Source organism: Halomonas rhizosphaerae, assembly GCF_030010555.1.
Taxonomy (GTDB): Bacteria; Pseudomonadota; Gammaproteobacteria; order Pseudomonadales; family Halomonadaceae; genus Halomonas; species Halomonas rhizosphaerae.
The window spans coordinates 1-25,366 of sequence record NZ_JASCQP010000021.1 but is presented as its reverse complement, the minus strand read 5'-3'; the positions used below and the strand labels follow the sequence as shown (position 1 = coordinate 25,366).

General features: G+C 68.5%; 20 protein-coding genes. 10 read left to right on the top strand and 10 right to left on the bottom strand.

Translation table 11 applies throughout. The annotated features are described in order from the left end of the window. Positions 1–55 precede the first annotated feature (55 nt). The gene (locus QLQ83_RS06855) at positions 56–1,351 is read left to right on the top strand and encodes an adenylosuccinate synthase (RefSeq protein ID WP_282734774.1); all 1,296 of its coding nucleotides are present in this window, start codon (positions 56–58) and stop codon (positions 1,349–1,351) included. Positions 1,352–1,431: 80 nt separating this feature from the next. On the opposite strand, the gene QLQ83_RS06850 is transcribed toward QLQ83_RS06855, so the two are convergent. The 8 genes from QLQ83_RS06850 to QLQ83_RS06815 all read right to left on the bottom strand — a co-directional run bounded on the left by QLQ83_RS06850 (position 1,432) and on the right by QLQ83_RS06815 (position 13,668). Then, positions 1,432–4,041, bottom strand: coding sequence for a tetratricopeptide repeat protein (locus QLQ83_RS06850; protein ID WP_282734773.1), 2,610 nt, complete (start codon positions 4,039–4,041; stop codon positions 1,432–1,434). 49 nt (positions 4,042–4,090) lie between these two features. After that, positions 4,091–5,338, bottom strand: a complete 1,248-nt coding sequence (locus QLQ83_RS06845) for an alginate lyase family protein (RefSeq protein WP_282734772.1) — start codon at positions 5,336–5,338, stop codon at positions 4,091–4,093. Between the two features lie 38 nt (positions 5,339–5,376). Further along, entirely contained in the window at positions 5,377–6,264 is an 888-nt protein-coding gene (locus QLQ83_RS06840) for a polysaccharide lyase (RefSeq protein WP_282734771.1), read from the bottom strand. A 58-nt stretch (positions 6,265–6,322) separates the two neighbouring features. Next, the gene (locus QLQ83_RS06835) at positions 6,323–7,870 is read right to left on the bottom strand and encodes an alginate biosynthesis protein Alg44 (protein WP_282734770.1); all 1,548 of its coding nucleotides are present in this window, start codon (positions 7,868–7,870) and stop codon (positions 6,323–6,325) included. Beyond that, positions 7,863–9,824 carry a glycosyltransferase gene (locus tag QLQ83_RS06830; protein ID WP_282734769.1) on the bottom strand — a complete coding sequence of 654 codons (1,962 nt, stop codon included), beginning with the start codon at positions 9,822–9,824 and terminating at the stop codon, positions 7,863–7,865. The genes QLQ83_RS06835 and QLQ83_RS06830 overlap by 8 nt, the downstream gene beginning before the upstream one ends. An 11-nt stretch (positions 9,825–9,835) precedes the next feature. Continuing rightward, positions 9,836–11,182 (bottom strand): UDP-glucose dehydrogenase family protein, encoded by a 1,347-nt coding sequence (locus QLQ83_RS06825; protein WP_282734768.1) that lies wholly within the window; start codon positions 11,180–11,182, stop codon positions 9,836–9,838. Positions 11,183–11,489: 307 nt separating this feature from the next. Further along, positions 11,490–12,089, bottom strand: a complete 600-nt coding sequence (cobO, locus tag QLQ83_RS06820) for a cob(I)yrinic acid a,c-diamide adenosyltransferase (protein WP_282734767.1) — start codon at positions 12,087–12,089, stop codon at positions 11,490–11,492. Between the two features lie 82 nt (positions 12,090–12,171). Next, positions 12,172–13,668, bottom strand: a complete 1,497-nt coding sequence (locus QLQ83_RS06815; protein ID WP_282734964.1) for a RimK family protein — start codon at positions 13,666–13,668, stop codon at positions 12,172–12,174. Between the two features lie 168 nt (positions 13,669–13,836). On the opposite strand from QLQ83_RS06815, the gene QLQ83_RS06810 reads away from it, so the two are divergent. The 4 genes from QLQ83_RS06810 to pepN all read left to right on the top strand — a co-directional run bounded on the left by QLQ83_RS06810 (position 13,837) and on the right by pepN (position 18,098). Beyond that, positions 13,837–14,337 (top strand): GNAT family N-acetyltransferase, encoded by a 501-nt coding sequence (locus tag QLQ83_RS06810; RefSeq protein WP_282734766.1) that lies wholly within the window; start codon positions 13,837–13,839, stop codon positions 14,335–14,337. A 57-nt stretch (positions 14,338–14,394) separates the two neighbouring features. Next, on the top strand, positions 14,395–14,880 hold the full coding sequence (locus QLQ83_RS06805) for a YajQ family cyclic di-GMP-binding protein (protein ID WP_282734765.1): 486 nt from the start codon (positions 14,395–14,397) through the stop codon (positions 14,878–14,880). Between the two features lie 122 nt (positions 14,881–15,002). Further along, complete coding sequence (locus QLQ83_RS06800) at positions 15,003–15,380, top strand: YbaN family protein (protein WP_282734764.1); 378 nt, start codon at positions 15,003–15,005, stop codon at positions 15,378–15,380. An 84-nt stretch (positions 15,381–15,464) separates the two neighbouring features. Next, positions 15,465–18,098 carry an aminopeptidase N gene (gene pepN, locus QLQ83_RS06795; protein WP_282734763.1) on the top strand — a complete coding sequence of 878 codons (2,634 nt, stop codon included), beginning with the start codon at positions 15,465–15,467 and terminating at the stop codon, positions 18,096–18,098. A 221-nt stretch (positions 18,099–18,319) separates the two neighbouring features. On the opposite strand, the gene QLQ83_RS06790 is transcribed toward pepN, so the two are convergent. Together QLQ83_RS06790 and QLQ83_RS06785 are read right to left on the bottom strand one after the other, a co-directional pair. Beyond that, complete coding sequence (locus QLQ83_RS06790; RefSeq protein WP_282734762.1) at positions 18,320–18,607, bottom strand: hypothetical protein; 288 nt, start codon at positions 18,605–18,607, stop codon at positions 18,320–18,322. Positions 18,608–18,732: 125 nt separating this feature from the next. Beyond that, positions 18,733–20,331 carry a cation:proton antiporter family protein gene (locus QLQ83_RS06785; RefSeq protein ID WP_282734761.1) on the bottom strand — a complete coding sequence of 533 codons (1,599 nt, stop codon included), beginning with the start codon at positions 20,329–20,331 and terminating at the stop codon, positions 18,733–18,735. A gap of 142 nt (positions 20,332–20,473) precedes the next feature. Here QLQ83_RS06785 and yegS point away from each other — a divergent pair, with 142 nt between their 5' ends. The 5 genes from yegS (at position 20,474) to QLQ83_RS06760 (ending at position 25,285) form a co-directional block, all read left to right on the top strand. Next, positions 20,474–21,376 carry a lipid kinase YegS gene (gene yegS / locus QLQ83_RS06780; RefSeq protein WP_282734760.1) on the top strand — a complete coding sequence of 301 codons (903 nt, stop codon included), beginning with the start codon at positions 20,474–20,476 and terminating at the stop codon, positions 21,374–21,376. An 84-nt stretch (positions 21,377–21,460) separates the two neighbouring features. Then, positions 21,461–22,057 (top strand): LemA family protein, encoded by a 597-nt coding sequence (locus QLQ83_RS06775; RefSeq protein WP_282734759.1) that lies wholly within the window; start codon positions 21,461–21,463, stop codon positions 22,055–22,057. A gap of 10 nt (positions 22,058–22,067) precedes the next feature. After that, positions 22,068–23,984, top strand: a complete 1,917-nt coding sequence (locus QLQ83_RS06770) for a M48 family metallopeptidase (protein WP_282734758.1) — start codon at positions 22,068–22,070, stop codon at positions 23,982–23,984. A 37-nt stretch (positions 23,985–24,021) separates the two neighbouring features. Further along, a complete protein-coding gene (locus QLQ83_RS06765) occupies positions 24,022–24,450 on the top strand; it encodes a VOC family protein (RefSeq protein ID WP_282734757.1) in 429 nt (142 codons plus the stop codon). A gap of 70 nt (positions 24,451–24,520) precedes the next feature. Beyond that, the gene (locus tag QLQ83_RS06760) at positions 24,521–25,285 is read left to right on the top strand and encodes a hypothetical protein (RefSeq protein ID WP_282734756.1); all 765 of its coding nucleotides are present in this window, start codon (positions 24,521–24,523) and stop codon (positions 25,283–25,285) included. Positions 25,286–25,366 lie beyond the last annotated feature (81 nt).

Genomic DNA, 25,366 nt, shown 5'->3' with positions numbered 1-25,366 from the left:
CCTCGGCCCTGGGCCTTTCCACGGGCGCGGTGCCGCAACGAGAGACGAGAGCACAATGGGCAAGAATGTAGTCGTACTGGGCACCCAGTGGGGTGACGAAGGGAAGGGCAAGGTGGTCGACCTGCTCACCGAATCTGCGTCGGCGGTGGTGCGCTTCCAGGGTGGGCACAACGCCGGTCATACCCTGGTCATCGACGGCGAGAAGACCGTCCTGCACCTGATCCCCTCGGGCATCCTGCGCAACGACAAGATCTGCGTGATCGGCAACGGCGTGGTGCTGTCGCCCGAGGCGCTGATGGAGGAGATCCGCGAGCTCGAGAGCAAGGGCGTGCCGGTGCGCGAGCGCCTGCGCCTGTCGCCGGCCTGCCCGCTGATCCTGCCGTACCACGTGCGCCTTGACCAGGCCCGCGAGAAGGCCCGCGGCATCGCCAAGATCGGCACCACCGGCCGCGGCATCGGCCCGGCCTACGAGGACAAGGTAGCGCGTCGTGGCCTGCGCCTCGGCGACCTGCTCCACCGCGAGCGCTTCGCCTCCAAGCTCGGCGAGGTGCTCGATTACCATAATTTCGTGCTGACCCAGTACCACGGCGAGAAGCCGGTGGACTTCCAGCAGGTGCTCGACCAGGCGATGGCCATGGCCGAGGAACTGCGCCCCATGGTCTGCGATACCGTGAGCCTGGTCCACGAGATGCGGCGCGCCGGCGAGAACATCCTGTTCGAGGGGGCCCAGGGCTCGCTGCTCGATATCGACCACGGCACCTATCCCTTCGTGACCAGCTCCAACACCACCGCCGGCGGCACCGCCACCGGCTCCGGCGTCGGCCCCCTCTACCTGGACTATGTGCTGGGCATCACCAAGGCCTACACCACCCGGGTCGGCTCCGGTCCCTTCCCGACCGAGCTGTTCGATGACCACGGCCGTCACCTGGCCGAGAAGGGCCACGAGTTCGGGGCCACCACCGGTCGTGCGCGTCGCTGTGGCTGGTTCGATGCCGTGGCCCTGCGTCACGCCGTGCAGATCAACTCGGTGTCCGGCCTCTGCCTGACCAAGCTCGACGTGCTCGACGGCCTGGAGAACATCCGCGTCTGCGTGGGCTATCGCAGCAAGGATGGCGAGGTGCTCGACACCCCGGTGGATTCCGAGGGCTATGAAGCCATCGAGCCGCTCTACGAGGACCTGCCGGGCTGGAGCGAGTCCACCCTGGGGGCGCGTCGCGTCGAGGACCTGCCGGCCAATGCGCGCTCCTATATCAGCTTCCTGGAAGAGAAGGTGGGGACCTCCATCGACATCATCTCCACCGGGCCGGACCGCAACGAGACCATCGTGCTGCGCAACCCCTTCGACGGCTGACCGCCGCATCGCATGTCCGGCAAACGCGAAGGCCGGCCCCCTCGGGGGCCGGCCTTCGCGTTGCGGGCAGCGGCAGCGGGTCAGTCCGCCGCGGCCACCTTCAGGGCCTCGGCGGCACTCTCGTCGGAGAGCAGCTCGTGGAGGGTCTCCAGCGCCATGCCGCTGTCGCCCTCCATCACGCCATCCAGCCACACCAGGGCCTGTTCGCGGCTGGCGTTCTCCAGTCCGTTGGCCGCCAGATAGGCCTTGGCCAGCGCCAGGCGGGCGCTGGGGTGGCCCTGCTCGGCCGCCTTCAGCAGGTAGTCGGCCCCCTGGCGGACATCCTGCTCGAGGTTCTCGCCGCGGATGTACTCCCGTCCCAGGGTGGCCATGGCCCCGGCGTGGCCCTGGTCGGCGGCCTCCTCGAGCAGGCCCCGGCCGCGTTCGCCGTCGCGGGGCACGCCGTTCTCGCCGCGCAGCAGCACGCGGCCCAGACTGGCGCGGGCGGAGAGGTCGCCGCTCTCCACGGCGCGGTTCAGCCACTGCTCGGCCTTCTGGGGGTCGGCCTCGACGCCATTGCCGGCCAGGTAGGCCTGGCCCAGCAGTTGGGCGGCATAGGGGTTGCCGGCCTCGGCCGAGGGGCGCAGGTAGGCGATGCCCTGCTCGGGGTCGGCGGCGACATGCTCGCCCTCCAGGTAAGCGCGTCCCAGGGTCAGCCGGGCCCCCTGGTTCCCGGCATCGGCGGCGGTGCGCAGCAGCGTCATGGCCCGCTCAGGGTCGCTGTCGAGGAGCATCTCGCCGAGCTCCGCCCGGGCCCCGTTGTGGCCGGCATTGGCGGCGCGGGTGAGCCAGTTCCGGGCGTGCTCGCGGTTCTGCTGCACGCCCTGGCCCTCGAGGAAGGCGCGCCCCAGGTCGGCCATGGCGCCGGGGTGACCATCCTCGGCGGCCTCGATCAGGGCCCGGATGTCGCCCTGGGCCCCGCGGTCGCGGTTGACGCGGGTCATCGCCTCGTCGGCGGCGTCGTGGCCCGCCTCCCGGGCACGGGTCAGCCATTGGCTGGCCTTGTCCAGGTCCCGGGGGAGGCCGCCCTCGCCCTTGCGGTAGGCACGGCCGAGCACCACCATGGCGTAGCTGTCGCCCTGCTGCGCGGCCTGCTGCAGCAGTTGCACGCCCCGCTCCGGCCGGGCTTCGAGCGGGCCCTCCAGATAGGCCTCGCCAAGCGCGGTCATCGCGGAGGTCTCGCCGGCGTCTGCCGCCGCCTGCAGCAGCTGCTCGCCACGGCTGGGGTGGAGCGGCAGTGTCTCGCCCTCCAGATAGGCCTGGCCGAGCAGCCCCAGGGCGCCGCTCTGCCCCTGGTCGGCCGCCTGGCGCAGCAGCGTCTCGGCCCGCCGGGGATCGGCGGTCACCCCGCGGCCCCTCAGATAGGCCTCGCCCAGCTGCTGGGTGGCCCAGGGATGGCCCAGTTCATGGGCGCGTTCGAGATAGTCGACGGCGATGAAGGGCTGGCTGGGGGAGAGCTCGTCATTCATGTAGAAGTCGCCCAGCGAGGCGAGGGCCAGGGGATGGTCCTGCGCCGCTGCCTCCTCGAGCTGGGCCACGCCGCGGCGGGGATCCTCGCCCTCGATCAGCAGGCGGCCCAGGTGTACCCGGGCATCCGTGGAGCCCTGTTCCGCGGCCCGGGTCAGCCATTGACGCGCCTCGCCGGGGCGGCGGTCGACCAGGAACCCGCCCAGCTTGGTCATGGCATCGACATCGCCGTTCCTGGCTGCCTCCTCGAGCATCGCGATGCCTTGCCGGGTCTCTCCGGCGTCCAGCAGGGCGCCCCCGGCATTGCCCAGCGCATCCTCGTCACCGGCCTCGGCCGCCTGGCGCAGCCAGTGCAGGCGCTGCTCGGGCTGGTCGCCGAGCAGGCCGTCGGGGGCATGCAGGCCCGCCAGGCGGCGCATGGCATCGGTCTCGCCGGCCGCGGCGCGCTTCTGCAGCGCCTCGGCGTAGCGCTGGGCGTGGTCCATGGCGCGTTCGGGCCTCTCGTCGAGCCAGCCGCCGGGGGCATGGGCTTCGGCCAGCGCCCTGAGCGCCTCCTCCTGGCCCTGCTCGGCCTCGATGGCATAGAGCCTGGCCGCCTGTTCGGGGTCGGCCGACACCCCGTCGCCGCCTTCCCGCAGCAGCTCGGCCAGCATTACCCGCTCGTCGCGGTCCACCTCCTCCTCAAGGGCCAGGCGCAGCAGGTGGTAGGCTAGCAGGTCGTTGCGCTCGACGCCGTCTCCCTCGCGATAGAGCTTCGCCAGGTTGAGCGCGGCATGGCCGCGAACGTAGGAGGGGGTGCGCACCGCCCGGGCGTAGTGCTCGGCCGCGCGGGCCGGGTCTCGCTCCATGGCCTCGCCCTGGTCGTAGAGCTTGCCCAGTTCGTAGTGCGCCTGGGGAAAGCCCTGATCGGTCAGGGAGGTGAGCAGCCGGATCGCCTCTCGTGGGTTGCCGGCGGCCGCCGCCTCGTCGGCCTTCTCGACGGTCTGCTTGTGCATCCACTCGAGGTTGCGCGGCTGGCCGTCCTCGAACCAGGCCTGGTAGCGCTCGGGCAGGGGCGAGGTGGCCTGGGGGGCGCTGTCGGTCGTGGCGCACCCCGCGAGCAGCACCAGCAGGCCGGCCGAGGCCATCAGGCGCAGCCCACTGGCATGCGGGAGGACAGTGAGGTCGGTAGGGGTAGTGTTCATGGTGTTCGGGCCTCGCGGTGATCGGTGAATGACGGCTGACATCGGGGCATCACTCCTGACCCAGCCCCTTGAAGGCGGTGGTCTCCTGCTTCTCCTCGTCGAGGACGACATGCTGCTGTGCCTGGGGATCCATGAAGTAGAGGGTCATGTAGCCGCCGGCACTGCGGTTGTAGAGAGGGCGTACCCGGCGGATGAAGTCCTCGACGCGGGGATCGTCGAAGCGTTCGAGATAGACCTCCATCCAGGTGAAGTACTGGGGATCCTTGAGGAAGCCGGTGTACTGCTCGAGGGGGGCGTAGTCGCCGAGGGCGGCCGGATCGTCGAGGATCGCGAACAGGAAGTCGATGGCGTCATGGATGGTGTGGCCGTCGATCTCCAGCTCGAAGATGTCGTAGCCCTGCCGCGCGATGACCTGCATGTTGGTGATCAGGTAGAGCAGGCCATAGTTCTGGTAGTGGGTGGCGCGACGCCCCCGGGAGACCTCAAGCGGGAAGGCGCCTTCCTGGGTCATGTCGTGCAGGGCGGCATGGATGGCGCTGACCCCGAAGCGGAACAGCTCGTCATCCTCGGTCAGCACGCCGACCATGCTGGCGTAGAGCGCCCGGCGGTAGAAGTGGTTGTTGCAGCAGCTGTTGCCCTCGCCGCCGGGGATGTCGGCGTGCTGGTGGGCCAGGCCGTTGAGCCACGCCTCCACGCGCTCACGCTCCTCCTCCATGCCCTCGACGAAGGGGCGCACGTTGGCATAGGCCATGGCGGCGGCGAAGATCATCGACTCGGTGGCGAACCAGGCCTGGGGCTCGAGGGAGTCGTAATAGAAGTCGGTCAGGGCCTCCTGCTGTGCCCAATGATCCAGGAAGCGGACCAGGCACTCGGCATAATAGTCATCGCCGCTGGCGACGAAGCTGCCGGCCAGCATCGAGACGTTGTCCTCGAACTGGAACAGCGGCTCCGAGGCGAGCTCCCATGCCTCCGGGTTGGGGTAGTAGCCGGGGACCCGCAGGTGGGTGGTGATGGGCTCGTACGCCATCATCTGCTGGCAGCTTGGTCCCTGGGAGAGGTCGTCGATCTCCTGGAGCAGGATGGCATTGTCGGTGGACGCGAGTTCCTCCATGCGTGCCGCCACGTCGAAGTAGCCCGCATCGGGGGCGGTGACGCGATAGTCCGAGAGGTCCATTGCCTCGCGCTCCTCGAGGGTGAGGATCTCCTGGGCGCCCGCGCTGCTCGACAGCCCGGCGAGCAGCAGGGCCAGGGCAGTGTTGAGCGGCCGATGGATCAGTCGGGGACGGGCATGGGGCATGGCAGGGGGACTCCTTGTCGATACGGGACGCGCCCGGCTCAGGTCGAGGGGGCGTAGAAGCGAAAGGCGGCGAAGTCGGCATGCTGGTCGACGGGCGTGCGCCATTCCTTGCCGTTGCCGCCGAAGAAGGTCGAGAACATCAGGCCATCGATGGTCACTTCCTCGGTGGTGCGGTAGACGATCTCGCTCTGCTCGAGCACCGGCACGCCATTGATCCACACCCGGGCCAGGCCGTCGGCCTCCCCCGGAGTGTTGAGCACCAGTTCCTGCTCGATGGTGACCCACTCGCCGGTGGGGAAGCTCCACAGCCCACGGCCTACGGAGGCGCCGAACTTCTCGTCCTGGCTGGCCACGTATTCGTAGAGCTCGCCCTGGCCGGCCTCGCGCCACATGAAGCGCATCGAGAAGCCGCTCTCGCCGTCGACCTCGTCGCCGCCGCTGGGGGCCTCGCCGCCGTAGAGGCCCGGCAGCTTCCCGCCCTTGACGAAGTCGAACCCCGGTTCGAAGCGCACCTGATAGGTCAGGCAGGCCCGTTCGGCCCCGTCCAGGCCCGCCGGGTCGGCATAGAAGCCGGCGCCCCCCTCCTTCGCGTCGCCGGGGGAGGAGGTGCCCTCGGGGTAGTGGACACGCAGGCCGGGCTCGTCGAGGCCCGTGGCGCCGGCGTCGAGCAGGTCGACGTTGTCGTCGACGCCCCAGTCGCGGGTGGTGCCGAAGCCCTGGCGGACGCCCTCCCGGGCATCCTCGGCGGCGAGGTCCGGCTGTGGTGTGGCCACCGGCGAGTAGCGCTGCGAGCAGGGCTCCACCCGCGGATAGGAGAGGGTCGGCTCCTGGCCGTCCTTCGCCGGGGTGCTCGTCGACGCGAGGCCCGTCAGCAGGGCCGAAAAGGCAAGGGCGTGGCGGCGGGTACGGGATAGTTCCATGCTCATGGTGTCTCCTTGACGAAGGGCCGCGTCGCCGTGGCGTCGCGGCGGAGGCGGGCGGGGATCACCCCGCTTCGCGTTGCTCGTCCTCCTGGGTGGCGGCACGATAGACGCGCTCACCGAACTGGATCACGCCGCGCATGCCCTGCCAGACCCACTCGGCGGTGGCGCCCAGCAGCGGGGCCTCCGTGAAGCGCACGTCCACCGGCTTGCCGACGCTCTCGGCCGGCAGGGTCTTCTCGGGCACCAGCAGCACGCTGGCCACGTTCTGCTGCTGGCGGACCCAACTGGGGAAGCCGGCACGCGGCTGACGCTCGACGTCCAGCGCCACGTTGCGCACCCGGGCACGGATCGGGGTCGAGGCGTTGGGCAGCGAGACATAGGCCGTCTGGTTGGGTTCGATGCGGCCGATGTCGTCCATGTGGACCAGCGCCTCGACCATGACATCGTCCTCTCCGGTGCGGATCAGGGTCATGATCCGCTCGCTCTCGTTGACATAGGTGCCATCGGCGCTGCTCAGGGCCCAGGCCACCAGGCAGTCGCACGGGCTGTAGATGTCGTTGCTGGACTGGCGGGCCTCAAGGGCGGTGATGCGCGAGCTCTCCAGGTCGCGTGCCGTCTCGAACTGCTCGATGCGGGCCTGGGCAATCTCCGGCGACACCGTCTCGAAGTTCATGGCATCGCCGCTCTCGGGACGCGCGGAGCTGGCGATGCTGACCTGACCGCCACCCGCCGACTCGAGATGCTCCTGCAGGTTCGCGATGAGCTGCTCGTTATATTTCAGCGAGGCCTCGGAGAGGATCAGCTCCGACTCCAGGTCGCTGTTGGCGATGCTGGTCAGTTCCTGGTCGCGCTCGATCCGGTCACCGGCCTGCAGGTCGTGGGCCTCGAGGATGCCGGGTCCCGGGGCGCGGATGTCGATCCGTGGCGCGGTGACCGCGGCGAAGCTCGGCTCGATCAGCATGAAGTTGCGGTAGGCCGTGGCCGCGGCCGCGATGGCGAGGATCGCGATGGCGGTGAACAGCAGCACATAGCGTCCCCGCGGCTTGGGCGGACGGGACGGTGGCAGGGGCGTGGACTGGGCCGCCTTGCGCTTGCGCGGCGTCTGCGGATCCTCGCCCTCCATCAGCGACTCGATACTGGCCTGGCGCCCGGTCAGGCAGCTCCGAACCACCTGACGCAGCAGTTCGCGGTGGGGGGGATCGATATCGGTGATCTCGAAGCCGTTGACGTGATGGCGCCCGTCGGCATCGGCGGTGGCATGGCGACACTCGGCGCGTACGGGCACGATCAGCTCGGTGGCCCCGACGGTCAGCAGCAGGGAGGCCGAGAGGCGCTCTCCCGGGCGCAGCGGACGCGAGGTGCGAACGGCGAAGCCGCCCACCGAGACATCGGCACCGGGGAGTTCCTGGCCGTCCTCGAAGCGGACGCGGAAGGGCGGTGAGACGCGGATGAAACGCCTCTCGTCGCGCCGCTCGTGGTGGATCCGTTCCCCCGGGGCCTGATGATGGCCCGATGGGCCGTCGGCAGGGCCCGCGCCGCGGGGGGCGCCCGGGCCCAGGGTCGGCTCGTTGCGCTCGATGCCGTTCATGTCGGAATGATGGTCAGACATCCGTTGCGTTCTCCTTGCTCTGTTGTTTGACCGACGCCACGGCGTCGCCGGAACTGCCGGTTTCCACCTGGATCTGCAAGTCCTTGAAGCGCATCGAGTGGTGCTCCAGCTCCAGGGTGCAGCCGGCGGGCTGCGGGCAGGCCGCCGCCTCGGCGATGGGGCGGCCGCGGGAGTCGCGCAGGTGGCGGGCCAGTTCGGGCGTGACGATCAGGCGGGTGGTGTCCTGGGCGGCGCCCAGCAGGTGGCCGGCTCGGGGGCGGTCGAGGCTGTCGAGCGCGTCCAGCAGGTCATCGTCGAGGCGGAAGTCACCGGCCGGCAGCTGCACGCTGCCCCCCTCCGGGGCATCGGCGATGGCCAGCGACAGCCAGCGGTCGTCCACCCGCGACTGTTCCTGGGTGGTGCCGCCACCGGTCAGGATGGACAGCGAGGTCCGGTCGGGGGGCTGCAGGACGCCGGTGGCGAGTATCAGCACGTAGAGCAGCACACCGTAGGCGAAGCCGTGCAGCACATGGCCCATGCGCCGCTGGCGCTTCACGGCCACCGGGTCGTTGGGTTCGCCCGCGGAGATGCCCTGGCGCGACCACTTCTGGCGGTTGAAGCGGAAGCTGACATAGGTCTTGAGCAGGGCCCCCCACACCTGGTTGTAGTAGATCAGGGGCACCCACAGCAGGCTGAATCGCCCGTGCTGCCAGGCCAGGATCAACGTGACGATGCCGCGGGTGAAGAGGATCCACAGGGCGTAGGCGAAGATGAACGAGGGGCGGATGAACAGGGTCACCAGGATGGCCACCGTGGGGCCGATCAGCGTGGTCCACATGGAGAGCCGCTGGTCGACCAGGCTCCACCAGGTGAACAGGCCCATGGGCCGCGGCCCCAGGGCGATGGCCCGATTGCTGGTGCGCAGCATGTTGCCGTACCAGCGGCGCATCAGGTCGGTGGTCGACTTGAAGAAGCGCTTGCGGTCGGGCAGCTCCTCGAAGCCCGAGACGTGCACGTCCGGGATGTAGAGCATCCGCCAGCCGTTCTTCAGCAGCCAGTACCAGGTCGACTTGTCGTCACCGGAGAGGAACTTGAAGGTGCCGAAGCGCCAGTGGTCGACGTGGTCGTTCTCCACCAGCTCGATGAAGCCGGGCTGGGTGGCCAGGTCGGCCCGGAAGGCGCTGTAGCGCCCGGTCAGCACCAGCAGGCGCCGGGAGACCGACATCGAGCTCATCACCAGATGGCGCTGGGCATAGCGGATGTCGTACCACTCCTTGGTGGCGTCGCCCCCGGTGACGATGGCGCTGTTGTTGGTGGTCAGGGCGCCCAGGTCCTCCTGGACGCTGAAGAACGACAGCGAGCGTGACAGGGTGCCCGGCTCCAGTCGGATGTCACCATCCATCGAGACCAGCAGGGCGCCCGGCGCCGGCATGCGCCGCGAGATGGCGCGCAGCACCTCGGCCATCGCCGAGCGCTTGCCATCACCCTTCTGGAACATGTAGCGCAGCTCGATGTTCTCCGGCCAGCCGTTGTCGTCCATGACGTGGGTGATGACGTCCACGTCGGTGCGGTCCGACAGCGAGGCGAAGATGGTGGTGGGCACGCCATAGTCGGCGACCTCGCGCACCAGGGCGTCGTAGACCTGGAAACTGACCTCTGACTCGATGCGAAAGGAGGTGCAGAGCACATAGAGCTCCGGGGGGAGCCCCTGCTCCCCCGCGGCATCGGCCTCGGCCCGCAGGCGCGGGAAGATCCGACGGTTGTACCAGACCGAACGCAGTGCCTGGATCAGCCACCAGGTGTAGCGCCAGATGCCCACCGCACCGATGGCGAAGAAGAAGCTCTTCGACTCGGTGGAGAAGACATCCAGCGGCAGCCCGTCGATCACCACGATCAGCAGGGCGATCCCGAGGATGAAGGTCGCGACCTCCGTCACCTTGCTGGCGACGGAGCGATCGGCAGGTGTGTTCGACATCTCGACTCCCCTCAGGCGAGCACGGGACGTACGGAGTCCCCCCGGCCGATGGCGTAGTAGGCGAGGCCCGCGGCCTTGACGGTCTCGGGGTGGAAGAGGTTGCGGCCGTCGACCAGCACCGGCGAGGCGAGCGAGTCGCGCAGCTGGGCGAAATCCACGGTGCGAAAGGCCTTCCACTCGGTACAGATCACCAGGGCATCGGCGCCCTCCAGGGCCTCGTTGCGCTGACTGGCCAGCCTCAGGTCGTCGCGCTCGCCGTAGATCCGGCGACACTCCCCGGCGGCTTCGGGATCAAAGGCCTGGACCCGGGCACCGGCCTCCCACAGGGCTTCCATCAGCGCCCGGCTGGGGGCCTCGCGCATGTCGTCGGTGTTGGGCTTGAAGGCCAGCCCCCATAGCGCGATGGTCTTGCCGGCGAGCTGGCCGTTGAAGGCCTGGCAGAGCATCTCGAACAGGCGGCTCTTCTGACGCGCGTTGACGCGCTCCACGGCGGCGATCATCTCGGCGGGATGGCCGATCTCCTCGGCGGTATGCGCCAGCGCCTTGACGTCCTTGGGGAAGCACGAGCCGCCATAGCCACAGCCCGGATAGATGAAGTGGTAGCCGATGCGCGGATCGCTGCCGATGCCGTGGCGCACCTCCTCGATGTCGGCGCCTAGCCGCTCGGAGAGGTTGGCGATCTCGTTGATGAAGCTGATCTTGGTGGCGAGCATGGCGTTGGCGGCGTACTTGGTCAGCTCGGCGCTGCGCACCCCCATGAACATCAGCTTGTCCTTCTGGCGGCTGTAGGGGGCATAGCATTCGCGCATGGCGCTCCTGACCCGCTCCGAGTCGGTCCCGACCACGATCCGCGCGCCCTTGGAGAAGTCCTCGATGGCCGCGCCCTCCTTGAGGAATTCGGGGTTGGAGCAGACATCGAAGTCCAGTGCGGCCCCGCGGCGGTCGAGTTCGGCGGCGATGGCCCGCTCCACCCGGCTGGCGGTGCCGACCGGCACCGTCGACTTGTCGACGATGATGCGGTAGCCGTCCATGTGGCGGCCGATGGTCTCGGCGACCTTGAGCACGTGACGCAGGTCGGCACTGCCGTCCTCGTCCGAGGGGGTGCCCACGGCGATGAACTGCAGCACGCCGAAGGCCACCGCCTGCTCGGCATCGGTGGTGAAGTGCAGGCGACCGGCTGCCCGGTTCTGGCGGATCAGGCTCTCCAGCCCGGGTTCGTAGATCGGCACCTCGCCGGCCTCGAGCCGGGCCACCTTGTCCGCATCAACGTCGACGCACATCACGTCATGGCCGACATCGGCCAGGCAGGCGCCGGTGACCAGGCCCACATAGCCGGAACCGAAGATGGTGATTCTCATGATCGCTGTCTCCTTGCTCGATGACCGGAGTGGCCGCCCTCCCAGGGCGGCCACGAACCTTCTCCTTTTCGGTCGATTCAGTAGGCAAGGTCCATGCCAGTCTTGGCTAAGGTTTCATGATCAATGGGTTATGGTCGGCCTGCGGCGAGGTCACCGCGTTCGGCCGAGGCAGCGGAAGGGATAACCGTCGCCATCAAGGGACGGTTATCGGGGAGGGGAAGGCAAGCCTTTAAAATCAGTCGGTTAAGTGTTGCTTGGCGACGACGGTCGTGGCAGAAAGCGGACTAAACTGTTGAAAAGAAAGGGATTAGTAGTCGATGCCGCGGCGGGCCTGGAGCCCGCTATTGAAGGCGTGGCGAACCTCCTGCATCTCGGTGACGGTATCCGCCGTGGCGGTCAGCTCCCGGTGGGCATTGCGCCCGGTGATGATCACCGTCTGCTCGGCGGGGCGACTCATCAGCGCTTGCTTGACGGTGGCGATATCCAGGTAGCCGAACTTGAGCATGTAGGTGATCTCGTCGAGCACCACCAGGTAGACGTCCGGGTCGGCGAGCATCCGCTCGGCCTCGGCCCATACCTCGCGGCAGGCCCGGGTGTCAGCCTCGCGGTTCTGGGTGTCCCAGGTGAAGCCGGTGGCCATGATGGCGACCTCGAGGTTGGGGTCCTCGACCAGCCGCTCGCGCTCGCCGCACTCCCAGAGCCCCTTGATGAACTGGACCACGCCGACCTTGTAGCCGTAGCCCAGGGCTCGGGTCACGGTGCCCCAGGCGGCGGTGGTCTTGCCCTTGCCGTTGCCGGTGAAGACCAGTAGCAGCCCGCGCTGCTCGGTGGCCTCGGCGACCTTCTCGTCGACGCGGGACTTGAGTTTCTGCATGGCCTGCTGGTGGCGGGTGTCGCGATCGCTCATCGGGGCTCCATGGTTTGTACAAGGCTTGTCAAGGAAAGCGACAGCATACGCCAGAACCGGGCGGGCGTCAGCCTCCTGTGGCTCACGCCTGTTCGCGCACCCGGGCCTCCATGCGTGCCAGGAAGACCGTCATGATGCGCTCGTAGAGCGCGCGACCGAGCACGGCGTCCTCGATGCCGGCATCCACGTTGGGGTTGTCGTTGACCTCGATCACCACCACCCGATCACCGGCCTGCTTGAGATCCACGCCGTAGAAGCCGTCGCCGATCAGCCGGGTGGCCTTGAGCGCCGCCTTGATCACTGCCGCCGGGACCTCGGCGGGGTCATGGGTGGTGAAGCCGCCGCTCTTCACCCGGGCGCCGGAGTGATCGTAGATCTGCCAGTGGCCGCGGGCCATGTAGTAGCGGCTGGCGAAGAGCACCTGGCCGTCGAGCACGCCGATCCGCCAGTCGTACTCGGTGGGCAGCCACTCCTGGAGCAGCAGCAGGGCCGAGGTGGCGAACAGCCGGCTGGCCTCGCGTTCGAGCTGCTCCGTCGATTCGACCTTGACGATGCCCCGGGAGAAGGCGCCGTCGGGAATCTTCAGCACCAGCGGGAAGCCGAGGCCGGCGACCCGTTCGTCCAGCGGGCGGCGGTCGCCGCGCTTGAGCAGGACCCCCTGCGGCGCCGGAACGCCGCGGGCCCGCAGCAAGGCGTGCAGGTAGACCTTGTTGGTACAGCGCAGGATGTCCCGGGGAGCATCGATCACCACCAGCCCCTCGTGTTCCGCCCGCCGGGCCATGCGGTAGGTGTGGTGGTCGAGCGCGGTCGTCTCGCGGATGAACAGGGCGTCGAACTCGGCGAGCCGGCCGGCATCCTTGCGGGTGACCAGCGAGACATCGATGCCGAGCTTGCGCCCGGCGCGGATGAAGGCCTTCAGCGCGCCGCGGTTGCTGGGGGGCAGGGCCTCCTGCGGGTCGACCAGGATCGCCAGGTCGAAGCGGTAGCGGCGGCGTGCCTTGGGCGTGCGCCATACCTTGCGGGAGTGGCGATTGAGGGCCGTGGCGAACAGGTCCTGCTCTTCCGGCGCCAGGTCGCGCAGGCGCAGTGGCCGCAGGCGCGACAGTCGCCACACCTCGTGGCGCCGCACCAGGCGCGCCTCGAGCAACGGGCAGGGCAGTCGCTCGAAGAGCCGGCGCGCCAGCCGTGCCAGGCACGGCTCCCGGCATTCGCCGAACAGCACCCGCAGGGTCAGCTGGTCGCCGGGCAGCGAGCCCTGGCGGGCCAGGTCACCGAGCAGCGGGGCCAGGCCATCGAGCTGAAGGTCGACCAGGGCCTTGCGGCCGAGGGCGTTGAGGGTCTCGACCGCGGGCAATACCCGCTGCCCCCGCGCCTGGGCCAGCAGCGAGACGTAGTAGCCCGTGCCCAGGTAATCGAATTCGCTGCACAGGTTGATCACATGGGTGGTGCGATCCTGGTCGTCGGCGATACGGTGTTGCCGGTCCTGGGCGAGGAAGTCGTCCGCGGTGATCAGGTCCTCGGAGGGATAGTAGGGCCGCCAGTCTTCCAGTCGGTCGACGACGATGCGCAGCGGGCACATGGTGAGGCTTCCGTGCTGGGCGGCGGGGTGCCGCCGGAATGCGGCCAGCATGCTCCTGAGCCCGCTCCCGGACAAGTCGGCGTTCGGGTGAAAAGATTTCATGGTCAACGCCGGTGACAGCGATATTGGCCATGATCACAATCGTGCCGAGATTTCTGGAGATTCGAGATGACCTTCACCTTGCGCCAGGCCCTCGGTCGCGACCTGGATGCACTCTACCGCCTGGAGCAGGTGGCCTTCACCGGCGACCGCTTCAGTCGCCGTCAGCTCTGGCACCTGCTCAACCGCGCGCATGCCCTGACGCTGGTCGCCGAACGCGGGGCTTCCGACGGCGGTCCCCCGAGGCTGCTGGGCTACGGTACCCTGCTGTTTCGTCGCGGCACCCGTCGTGCCCGGCTCTACTCCTTCTGCGTGCATCCCGATGCGCGCGGCAGTGGGCTGGGCCGGCGGCTGCTGGAGGCCCTGGAAGCGGAGGCGCTGGCGCGGGATGCCGAGGTGCTGGGCCTCGAGGTGCGTGCCGACAACCGCGTGGCGCTGGGACTCTACCAGCGGATGGGCTTTCGCCCGGAACGCTGGCTGGGCGACTACTACGAGGACGGCTGTGCGGGCTGGCAGATGGCCAAGCCGCTGCTGCCCGTTGAGGGGGCCGCGCAGCTCCGCGAAGGCTGATAGAATCCCGCCATCCGGCCCCTTCACCAGCCACCAACTCTCCACCAGGACATGCCCATGCCCTCCTTCGACATCGTTTCCGAGTTCGACAAGCACGAAGCCAGCAATGCCGTGGATCAGGCCAATCGGGAGATCCAGACCCGTTTCGATTTCAAGGGGGTGACCGCGAGCTTCGAGCTCAACGGCGAGACCGTGTCCCTCGAGGCCGAGGTCGATTTCCAGCTCAAGCAGATGCTCGACGTGCTGCGCAACAAGCTCATCGCGCGCGGCATCGACGCCCGCTGCATGGACGTCCAGGAGCCGGTGCTCTCCGGGGTCCGCGCCCGCCAGGAGGTGACCCTCAAGCAGGGGCTCGACCAGAAGGAGGCCAAGGACGTCGTCAAGCGCATCAAGGAGAGCAAGCTGAAGGTCCAGGCCCAGATCCAGGGCGAGAAGGTCCGGGTCACCGGCAAGAAGCGCGATGACCTCCAGGCCGTCATGGCCTTGCTGCGCGGGGAGGGCGGCCCCGACCTGCCGCTGCAGTTCGACAACTTCCGCGACTGACGGCCGCAGAGGGCGCCTTGATCCAGGTCACTCCGATGGCGTCCATAGGCGTTGGCGATTGGCACGGGGTGGCAGTATGCTCTTCAATGTGAAGGATACTCACTACCGGGAGTGAGCGGTTGATGCCAGTCGTTCGTCGTGTCGCCTACCTGGCCCTGGCCTGGTTCAGCTTCGGGCTGGGCGTGGTAGGGGCCTTCCTGCCGCTGCTGCCGACCACCTGCTTCATGCTGCTGGCGGTCTGGGCGGCCTCGAAGGGGTCCCCGCGCTTTGCCGCCTGGATCCGTGAGCACCCGCGCTTCGGCCCGGCCGTGGTGGCCTGGGAGTGCGAGCGGGCGATTCCCCGTCACGCCAAGTGGCTGGCCTCTGCCATGCTGGCCGTCTCGATGCTGGTGCTGGCCCTCACCGTGAGCCTCTGGTGGCTCAAGCTGTCGCTCATTGCCGGGCTCTGCCTGGTGGGGGCCTGGATCCTGTCGCGCCCCGAGCCGGTCGCCGTACGCTGATCGCGGGCGCCTGCCGCATTGCTTTGAGCTCCGGGTGCGGGGCGCCGTACAATGGATGGCAATCACCGACAGGAGCCATCCTCGATGTCAGAACCGCAGCCGATCTATCTGAGTGACTACCGTCCGCCCGCCTACCGAGTGACCCGTACCGAACTGACCTTCGACCTCGACCCGAACGCCACTCGGGTGAAGGCACGCCTGCACGTCGAGCGCCATCCGGAGCGCGAGGCCGGGGTTCCCTTGGAACTCGACGGCGAGCAGCTTGCGCTCAAGGCCATCGCCATCGACGGTCAGCCGCTGGCGCCGGACGAGTACCAGGTCGGCGAGGCCGGACTGGTCGTGCATCGGGTACCGGAGGCCTTCCTGCTCGATACAGAGGTCGAGATCGCCCCCGACGGCAACACGGCCCTGTCGGGGCTCTATCGCTCGAGCGGCATGTTCTGCACCCAGTGCGAGGCCGAGGGCTTCCGCCGCATCACCTTCTATCCGGATCGCCCCGATGTGATGGCGACCTTCTCCACCACGGTGATCGGCCGCACGGCGCAGGAGCCGGTGCTGCTCTCCAACGGCAACCCGGTGGAGCGCGGCGAGCTTCCCGGCGGTCGCCACTTCGTCACCTGGGAGGACCCGCACCCCAAGCCCAGCTACCTGTTCGCCCTGGTGGCCGGTGACCTCAGGAAGGTCGAGGATACCTTCACCACCGTCGGCGGGCGTGACGTCACGCTGCAGATCTGGGTCGAGGAAGAGAACCTCGACAAGACCAACCATGCCATGGCCTCGCTCAAGCGCGCCATGCGGTGGGACGAGGAGGCCTACGGCCGGGAGTATGACCTGGACCTCTTCATGATCGTGGCGGTCAACGACTTCAACATGGGCGCCATGGAGAACAAGGGCCTCAACATCTTCAATTCGGCCGCGGTGCTGACCCATCCGCACACCGCCACCGATGCGGCCTTCCAGCGCGTCGAGGGCATCGTCGCCCACGAGTACTTCCACAACTGGTCCGGTAACCGGGTCACCTGTCGCGACTGGTTCCAGCTCTCCCTGAAGGAGGGCTTCACGGTATTCCGTGACCAGTGCTTCTCGGCGGAGACCAACTCGGCGCCAGTCAAGCGCATCGAGGACGTCTCCTTCTTCCGCACCGCGCAGTTCGCCGAGGACGCCGGTCCCACCGCTCACCCGGTGCGCCCCGACCACTACATCGAGATCGGCAACTTCTACACCCTGACCATCTACGAGAAGGGCGCGGAGATCGTGCGCATGCTCTCGAACCTGGTGGGGAAGGAGGCCTTCCGCCGAGGCAGCGACCTCTACTTCGCGCGCTTCGACGGCCAGGCCGTGACCATCGAGGACTTCGTGGGCTGCATGGCCGAGGCCTCGGGCCAGGACCTCACCCAGTTCATGCTCTGGTACTCCCAGGCGGGGACTCCCGAGATCGACGCCCACGGCGAGTACGACTACGCCAACGCCGAGTACCGCCTCATCCTGCGTCAGCGGACCCCGGCGACCCCGGGCCAGCCGGACAAGCAGGCCCTGCATATCCCGGTGCGCCTGGGCCTGGTGGGCACCAAGTCCGGCCGCGACCTGCCGCTGACCCTGGACGGTGAAACGCTTGGCACCGACGCGGTGATCCACCTGCGCGAGGAGGAGCAGGAGTTCCTCTTCACCGACGTCAGCGAGGCCCCGGTGCCTTCGCTGCTGCGCGGCTTCTCGGCGCCGGTCAAGCTGCACTTCCCCTATGCTCGCGAGGACCTGGCCTTCCTGCAGGCCAACGACTCCGACGGCTTCAACCGCTGGGACGCCGGGCAGCGTCTGGCCCTGCTGGCCCTGGACGACCTGATCGCGGCCCATCGCAACGGCGTCGAGAAGGTGATGGATCAGCGGGTGGTCGAGGCCTTCCGTGCGCTGCTGGCGGCGGAGACCGACGACAAGGCGGTGCTGGCCCAGATGCTGACCCTGCCCTCCGAGGCCTACATCGCCGAGCAGCAGCCGCTGGTCGACGTGGATGCCATCCACGCCGCCCGCACCTTCGTCAAGCAGAGCCTCGCCCTGGCGCTGCGTGACGACTTCCTGCGGGTCTACGAGGCGCATCGCATCGACGCCCCCTATGCGCCTGAGCCCGAGCAGATCGCCGCACGCAGCCTGAAGAACGTGGCGCTCTCCTACCTCATGGCCATCGAGGACGAGGCGGGTCTGGAGTTCGCCCGCGAGCAGTTCGAGGCGGACCACAACATGACCGACGTGCGCCATGCCCTGACCCTGCTGGTGCACAGTTCCCGCGGCGATATCGCCGCCCCGGCCCTCAAGGCCTTCGGCGAGACCTGGGCCCACGACCCGCTGGTGATGGACCAGTGGTTCGCCATCCAGGTCACCCGCCCACAGTCGGACGTGCTCGACCGCGTCACCTTCCTGATGGAGCACCCGGCGTTCTCGTTGAAGAACCCCAACAAGGTCCGGGCGCTGATCGGTACCTTTGCCAACCAGAACCCGGTGAACTTCCACCGGGCCGACGGGGCAGGCTATCGGCTCCTGGCCGACACCGTGATCGAGCTCAACCGTCTCAATCCGGAGATCGCGGCCCGGCTGGTCACCCCGCTGACGCGCTGGGCACGCTTCGACGAAACCCGCCAGGCGCTGATGAAGGGTGAGCTCGAGCGAATCCGCGCCGAGGAACTCTCGCCGAACGTCTATGAGGTGGTGGAGAAGGCCCTGGCCTGATGAGGAAAGGGTAATTCCCTGCTGCGCTCGGGCTCTAATAAAAGAAGCTGGCCGCCGGCGGTGCCGGTGCGCCGGCCCGGTCGTCTCCTCATGTAGCGGGCTACACTCCGGCAGCTGCGCTCCGGCGGCGGCCAGCCTAACTTCGCCCGCAACGGAAATTCCTCCTTCCCTGATGCCAAAAACGTGCCGCCCAATGGGCAGCATGTTGCATTAGGGAGGGGTCAGTTGATCAGCCAGCTCAGTACCGTCACCCCCAGCAGCCACCAGATCAGGGTGGCGACGATGGCCCGGCGCATCAGCGCGGCGACGCCCTTCCACAGCAGCCAAAGGCCGATCACCAGCACCACCAGGCTGATCAGCGTGGGGGCGATGCCCAGTGACTCGGAGAGCCCCTGCATGAAGCTGCGGGCCGCATCGCCGATGTTGGCAAAGAAGCCGGTGAGGCCATCGACGATGAAGCGGATGAATTCTCCGAAGGCGTTGCCGATGAAGGCGAAGACGTCGTCCATGGGTGGCGAGTTCCAGTCTGAGAGGAAGCGGTCGTGTTTCATGCCCCGCAGGGCCAGCCTGAGGGGCGGTCGGCGTCACGCCAGGGCCCGAGTATCGCGAGAAGCGCCCCGGGGTGGCAAGTCGGTCACCCCAGTTGACTGGCACGGGAGACGACCCCGGCCTCCTCGGCGGCGCTGTCCGCCAGTGCCCGTCCGGCCTCGTCGTAGACGTGGAAAACCGCATTGGCGCCCAGCTCGCGGATCGGGTCGATCTCCTCGGGGTATTCCACCACGGCGGTGATCTTGCCCGGGAACTTCCGGGAGCGCAGCTGCTTCAGCGCGAAGAGGTTGCCCGCATGGTGCGGCATGGCCAGCACCACCATCTGGACGCCATGGGACATCAGCAGCTTGTCCCAGAAGTCCGAGTCGACGGCATCGCCCTCGAGGATATTGAAGCCCCTCGCCCCCAGCTTCTTGACGCTCTGGGGGTTGCTGTCGATGCCCAGCACGCGCAGCCCGTATTCCTTCTGCAGGCGACGGTAGACGCTGCGCCCGATGCGGCCCATGCCCAGCACCACGGCCTCGGCGTCGCCGACCTCGATCGGTCGGTCGCTCGGCGAGAGGTCTTCCACGGGGACCGGCGGGAGCCGGGGCTCCAGCCAGCGGTAGAGTCGCTCGCTGAAGCCGTTGAGTATCGACGAGAATCCGAAGCTCAGTGCCACCGCCAGCGAAATCACCACCAGCCACTCCGCCGGGAGCCACTCGCTGGACACCGCAATGGCGCCCACGATCAGGCCGAACTCCGAATAGTTGGTCAGGCTGAGAGTGGCCAGCAGCGAGGTGCGGTGCCGCATCCGGAAGCGCATGAAGACGAGCTGATAGATCAGGCTCTTCAACGGCAGGATCAGTACCAGCAACATGGCGATGCCCAGCATCTCGGTGCTGGGCATCGCCGTCAGCCCGATGCTCAGGAAGAACCCTACCAGCAGCAGCTCCTTGAGGCTGAACATCGAGCGGGCGAGGGTCTGCGCCGCGGGGTGGGGGGCCAGCAGCAGCCCGATGATCAGCGCCCCCAGGTCTCCCTTCACGCCGACCGACTCGAACAGCGCGTAGCCCAGCACCAGCGCCAGCAGCATGCCGAACAGCATCTGCATCTCGCCGTGGCCGAGCCGGTCGAGCAGGGCACGCAGGGCGGGCGCCAGGGGAATCAGCAGCACCAGGCCCAGGGCCCAGGGACTGGGCAGCTCCCCGGTGGAGGCGGTGATGAAGATCACCGCAAAGATGTCCTGCATGATCAGCACGCCGATGGCCAGGCGACCGTAGGCGGTCTGGGTCTCGCTGCGCTTCTCCAGCACCTTGACCACGAAGACGGTGCTGGAAAACGAGAGCGCGAAGCCCAGCAGGCCCAGGGTGTGCCAGCCCGTGCCGTCCAGCAGACCCAGTCCCAGCCACTTGAACAGGGAAAGCAGTGCCACCATCAGCAGCGTCGATCCCAGCATGTGCAGGGAGGCGCCCCCCCAGACATCCCTCCGCAGCAGGGTGCGCACGTCGAGCTTCAGGCCGATGGTGAACAGCAGCAGGGTGACCCCGATGTCGGACAGGGTCTCGAGCAGCGGCGTCTTGTCGTAGCCCAGGGCGTTGAGCACGAAGCCACCGGCGAGGAACCCCACCATGGGTGGTAGACGCAGCCCCAGGGCAGTCAGGCCGCCCAGGAAGGCCGCAAGAAGAAAGGCCGGTTCGATCATGCACACTCCCTGTTCAGCACGCTTCGGCAGACAGATAGTGTAGGGAAATCGTAAGGTGATTGGCATTCATGATTCGGCGCATGCCGTCATCCGGTGGCGGTGTCATGATTAGGATGGGACGAAGCAGGCGAGAGGAACGCACATGGCCAGGTTGATCCTCAATGGCAAGTCGGCGCAGCTGCCGGCGGTGAGGGAGGCGGTCTTCGCCCGCCGCGAGGCGGGGGACGACCTCGAGGTCAGGGTTACCTGGGAGCAGGGCGATGCCGCCCGCCTGGCGGAGCAGGCCGGCCGTGACGGCGTCGAGCGGGTGATCGCCGGCGGCGGTGACGGCACGGTCAATGAGGTGGTCAATGGCCTGATGGGGCTGTCGCCCGAGCAGCGGCCCGGCCTGGGGATCCTGCCCCTGGGCAGCGCCAACGACCTGGCCACCTCGCTGGACCTGCCGCTGGACGGCGAGTCCGCCCTGGCCTCGGCCCTGCACCTTCCCCTGCGGCGCATCGACGTGCCGCGGCTGGACGACTGGCACTTCCTGAACATGGCCACCTGTGGCTTCGGTGCCGATATCACCTCCTCCACTCCCAAGACCCTCAAGCGCCTTCTCGGTGGCGGCGCTTACTCGCTGATCGGCGCCTTCAAGGCCTGGAACTACCGACTCTATCCCGGGGTGCTGCGCTGGGAGGGCGGCGAGCGGCGTGCCGAGGTCTTGATGCTGGCCATCGGCAACGGCCGCCAATCGGGCGGTGGCCAGGTGTTGACGCCCGACGCCGCGCTGGACGACGGCCAGTTCGATGTGCTGCTGCTGCATGATGTCGCCTCCCTGGCACGGCTGTTCGCCATGCGCCGCGAGCTGGCGTCGCGTCCCGCCCGGGGCAACTACGTCGATGCCTTCCGCACGGATTGGCTCGCCTTCGAGGCAGAGGAGGCACTACCGGTGACCATGGATGGCGAGTCCTGGCATCGACGGGGGTTCGAGGTGGCCATCAGCCCCGGCGCGCTGACGCTGGCGGCGCCGCCGGCGTGTCCGCTCTTCTCGCGCCCGCCATGAGGCAAGGTCCCGCGGTCAGGCCTAAGGTTAACGGCAACCGCCCCCTGGCGGCCCCATCCTCTGTCGACAAGGAATCACGACACCATGGACCTCTCGCTGATCATTCCCGTCGTGCTGCTGGGCGCCCTGCTGGTCTACGGCGTGGCCATCTACAACCGCCTGGTGACACTGAAGAATCGCTATCAGAATGCCTTCGCCCAGATCGAGGTGCAGCTCAAGCGTCGCCATGACCTGATCCCCAACCTGGTGGAGACCGCGCGGGCCTACATGAGCCACGAGCGAGAGACCCTGCAGGCGGTGACCGAGGCGCGCAACGCCGCCGAGGTCGGCCTGCAGCACGCGGCGGCGCGCCCCGGCGAGCCCGGGGCCATGGCCGAGCTGGCTGGCGCCGAGGGGGCGCTGGGCGCGGCCCTGGGGCGCCTCAACGTGGTGATGGAGGCCTACCCCGACCTGAAGGCCTCCGACAACATGCGCCAGCTCTCCGAGACCCTCACCAGTACCGAGAACCGCGTGGCCTTCGCCCGCCAGGCCTTCAACGATGCGGTGATGCAGTACAACGCCTATCGGCAGAGCTTTCCTCCGGTGCTGCTGGCCGGCTCCTTCGGCCACAAGCAGGATGCGGCCCTGCTGGAGTTCGCTGACAGTGCCGAGATCCAGACGGCGCCTCGGGTGAGCTTCTGAGGCGGCGCTCATGGACTTCTTCACGGCCCAGGATCACGCCCGGCGCCTGACCGGGCGGCTGGTCCTGCTGCTGGGACTGGCGGTGGTGGCGCTGATCGTCGTCACCTCCGTGGTGGTGGCCCTCGCGGTGGTCCTGCTCGATGGCGGTCCCTTCACCGGCGAGCCCCTGGCGCGCGCCCTGCAGCCGCGGCTGCTCGTCGGGGTGGCGACGGCGGTGATCCTGGTGGTGGGGCTGGGGAGCCTCGTCCGGCACCTGCAACTGCGGGCCGGGGGCAGTGCGGTGGCCGAGGCCCTGGGCGGCCGCCCGCTCAACCTGGAGACCCGCGATGCGGACGAGCGCCAACTGCTCAATGTGGTGGAGGAGATGGCCATCGCCTCCGGCATGCCGGTCCCGCTGGTCTATGTGCTGGAGGATCAGGCCATCAACGCCTTCGCGGCCGGACAGGAGCTCGACGACGTGGCCATCGGGGTCACCCGCGGCGCCATCGAGACCCTCGACCGCGACCAGCTGCAGGGGGTGATCGCCCATGAGTTCAGCCATATCCTCCACGGCGACATGCGGCTCAACCTGCGGCTGGTGGCGCTGCTCCACGGCATCCTGGTGATCGGCCTGATCGGTCGCATGCTGCTGCATGCCTCGGGCAGCGGTCGTCGCATGCGCTCCCGAAGGGGCAGGGGACAAGCCGCGGTGCTGGGCCTGGGGGCGGCGCTGATGGTGGTCGGCTATGCCGGTACCCTGTGCGGCAACCTGATAAAGGCCGCGGTGAGTCGCCAGCGCGAATTCCTGGCTGATGCCAGCGCCGTGCAGTACACCCGTAACCCCGAAGGCATCGGCGGGGCGTTGAAGGTACTGGCCGCTCACCGCCTCGGTTCGCGTCTGCTCGCCACCCATGCCGCGGAGTTCAGCCACCTCTACTTCGGCAGCGGTGTCCGCTCCCTGTCGCGCCTGACTGCCACCCATCCCCCGGTGGAGGCGCGGATTCGTCGCGTGCTGCCCCGCTGGGACGGCAGCCTGCCGCCTGCCCCGGCGATCCGCTCGTCTCGCCAGGCAGGCGCTCCCGCTCCCGGTGGTTCGCGAGGTGCCGACACCCTGGCCTCGGGGGCGCTGGCCGCCGCGGTGGTGGCCAGCGTGGGTCGGCCGAGCGCCGAGGATATCGCCCGTGCCCGCCGCCGACTCGGCGAGATCGATGAACGCCTGTTCGAGGCCGCCCACGAGCCCTTCGCCGCCCGGGCGCTGGTCTACGGGATCCTGATGGGCGCCGATTCCCGCAGTCGCGAGGCGCAGCGTCAGGCCCTGAACGGCCAGGCGCTGCCCGAGGTGCTCAGCGAGCTCGAGGCCCTCGATGCCCCCCTGTCGGGGCTGGCGCCCGGACAGCGCCTGCCGCTGATCGAGCTGGCACTCCCGGCGTTGCGCCAGCTCTCCGCGACCCAGCATGCCCGCTTCCAGGCCTGCCTGCGCCGCCTGATGGCGCTGGAGGTGCATGCGGGTGCCCTTCAGTGGGCCCTGCACCGGCTGGTGGTCCAGGGCATCCGGGGGGAGCGGCGAGCCCGTCGCGATCGCCATCTGGCCGACCTCGCCGGGCCGCTGTCACTGCTGCTCTCGACACTGGCGCGGGCCGGCCAGCAGGACGAGGGGCAGGCACGGGCCGCCGTCGAGCGGCTCTCGGCGGTGCTGGGCGTGACCCTGGACTTCGTCGGAGAACCGGCACTCGCCACCGACCTCGACTGGGCCATGGCGCGTCTGGTACGCCTGGTTCAGGACGAGCGGGCCCCCTTGCTGACGGCCATGAGCTGTTGCGTGGAGCATGATGGCCGGATCGACCCCGAGGAGGCGGAACTGTTGAGTGCCGTGGCCTGGACCCTGGGGTGCCCGCTGCCGTCCGCGGAGCGTTCGGCTGGCCAGGCGGACGCCGGGACGGCAAGATGAAGGCGCCGAACCCGCTTACCAACCGGAGGACTCCGTGATGCTGACTCCCTTTCACCTGGCCGTGCAGGTCCGCGACCTGGCCGAGGCTCGCCGCTTCTATGGGGAACTGCTGGGCTGCCCGGAAGGGCGCTCCAGCGATACCTGGGTCGACTTCAACCTCTATGGCCACCAGTTCGTCTGTCACCTGAATCCTGCCCTGGGGGAGAAGGGGATCGATGATCACCGCAACCCGGTGGATGGCCACGGCGTGCCGGTGCCACACTTCGGGGTAGTGCTGGAGATGACCGACTGGGAGGCGCTGGTCGACCGCCTCACCGCGGCGGGGGTGCGCTTCGAGATCGAACCCTATATCCGCTTCCGTGGCGAACCCGGCGAGCAGGCCACCATGTTCTTCCGCGACCCCAGCGGCAATGCCATCGAATTCAAGGCGTTCCGCGACATCGCCGGCCAGCTGTTTTCCACCTGAGACACCACGTCGCCTTGCGGGAGCGGGGACGCTCTGGTGCAATGTCGTCCTTTTCGTCAGGAGCAAGAGAATGGCAATGAAACCCTGGATGCCGCTGGTTGCGGCCATGGCGCTGGCCATGGGACTCGCCGGCTGCGGCAACGGTGACGACGAGCCTGCTCCGGCCGAGGTCGAGGAGACGCAGGAAGAGGCCGCTCAGCCGGCCGCGGAGACCGATGAGGAGCCGGCCACCGACGGGGCCGATTCGGCCGCGGAGGATCAGTCTGAAGTGCCTGACGAGACCGACGTCGAGGGTGAGGCGGGTGTCGAGGGTGAAACCGACGTCGGGGGTGAGGTGGACCTGGAGGCCGAGGGCGAGGTAGACGCCGAGGCCGAGACCCTGGGCGAGTCACCGGCCGATACCCTGGACGAGGATGCGGCCCTGCCCGGCGAGACGACCCGCTCCGATGTCGATGCCATCATCGAGGAGACGGAGCGGCGCTTCGAGGAAGCGAGCCGTCGCATCGACGAGCAGTTCGAGAGCGCCGAGGAGGGGACGCCCGAGCTGGAGCCCATGGAGGAGTCGCCTGCGCTCGAACCCATGGAGTCGTCCGAGTTCGAGTCCGACATCGGCCTCGACGCGTCGCCGGGCGGCGACCTGGACGAGCAGGAGGCGTTGCCCGGGGAGAGCACCGACTCGGATATCGAGGCGATCCTCGAGGAGACCGAGAAGCGCTTCGAGGAGGCGAGTCGCCAGATCGACGAGCAGTTCGAGGAGGCGGAGCGTCAGGCGCCCGGCGCGTCACCGGAACTCGATGAGCTCGATCTCGAGGACACCGACGGCGCCGGTGACTGAGGCGTCGTCCCTCGAGGCTCGGGACGAAAAAGGCCCACCGTCTGGTGGGCCTTTCCCTGTGGCGACCGGGCGGCAGGGCCG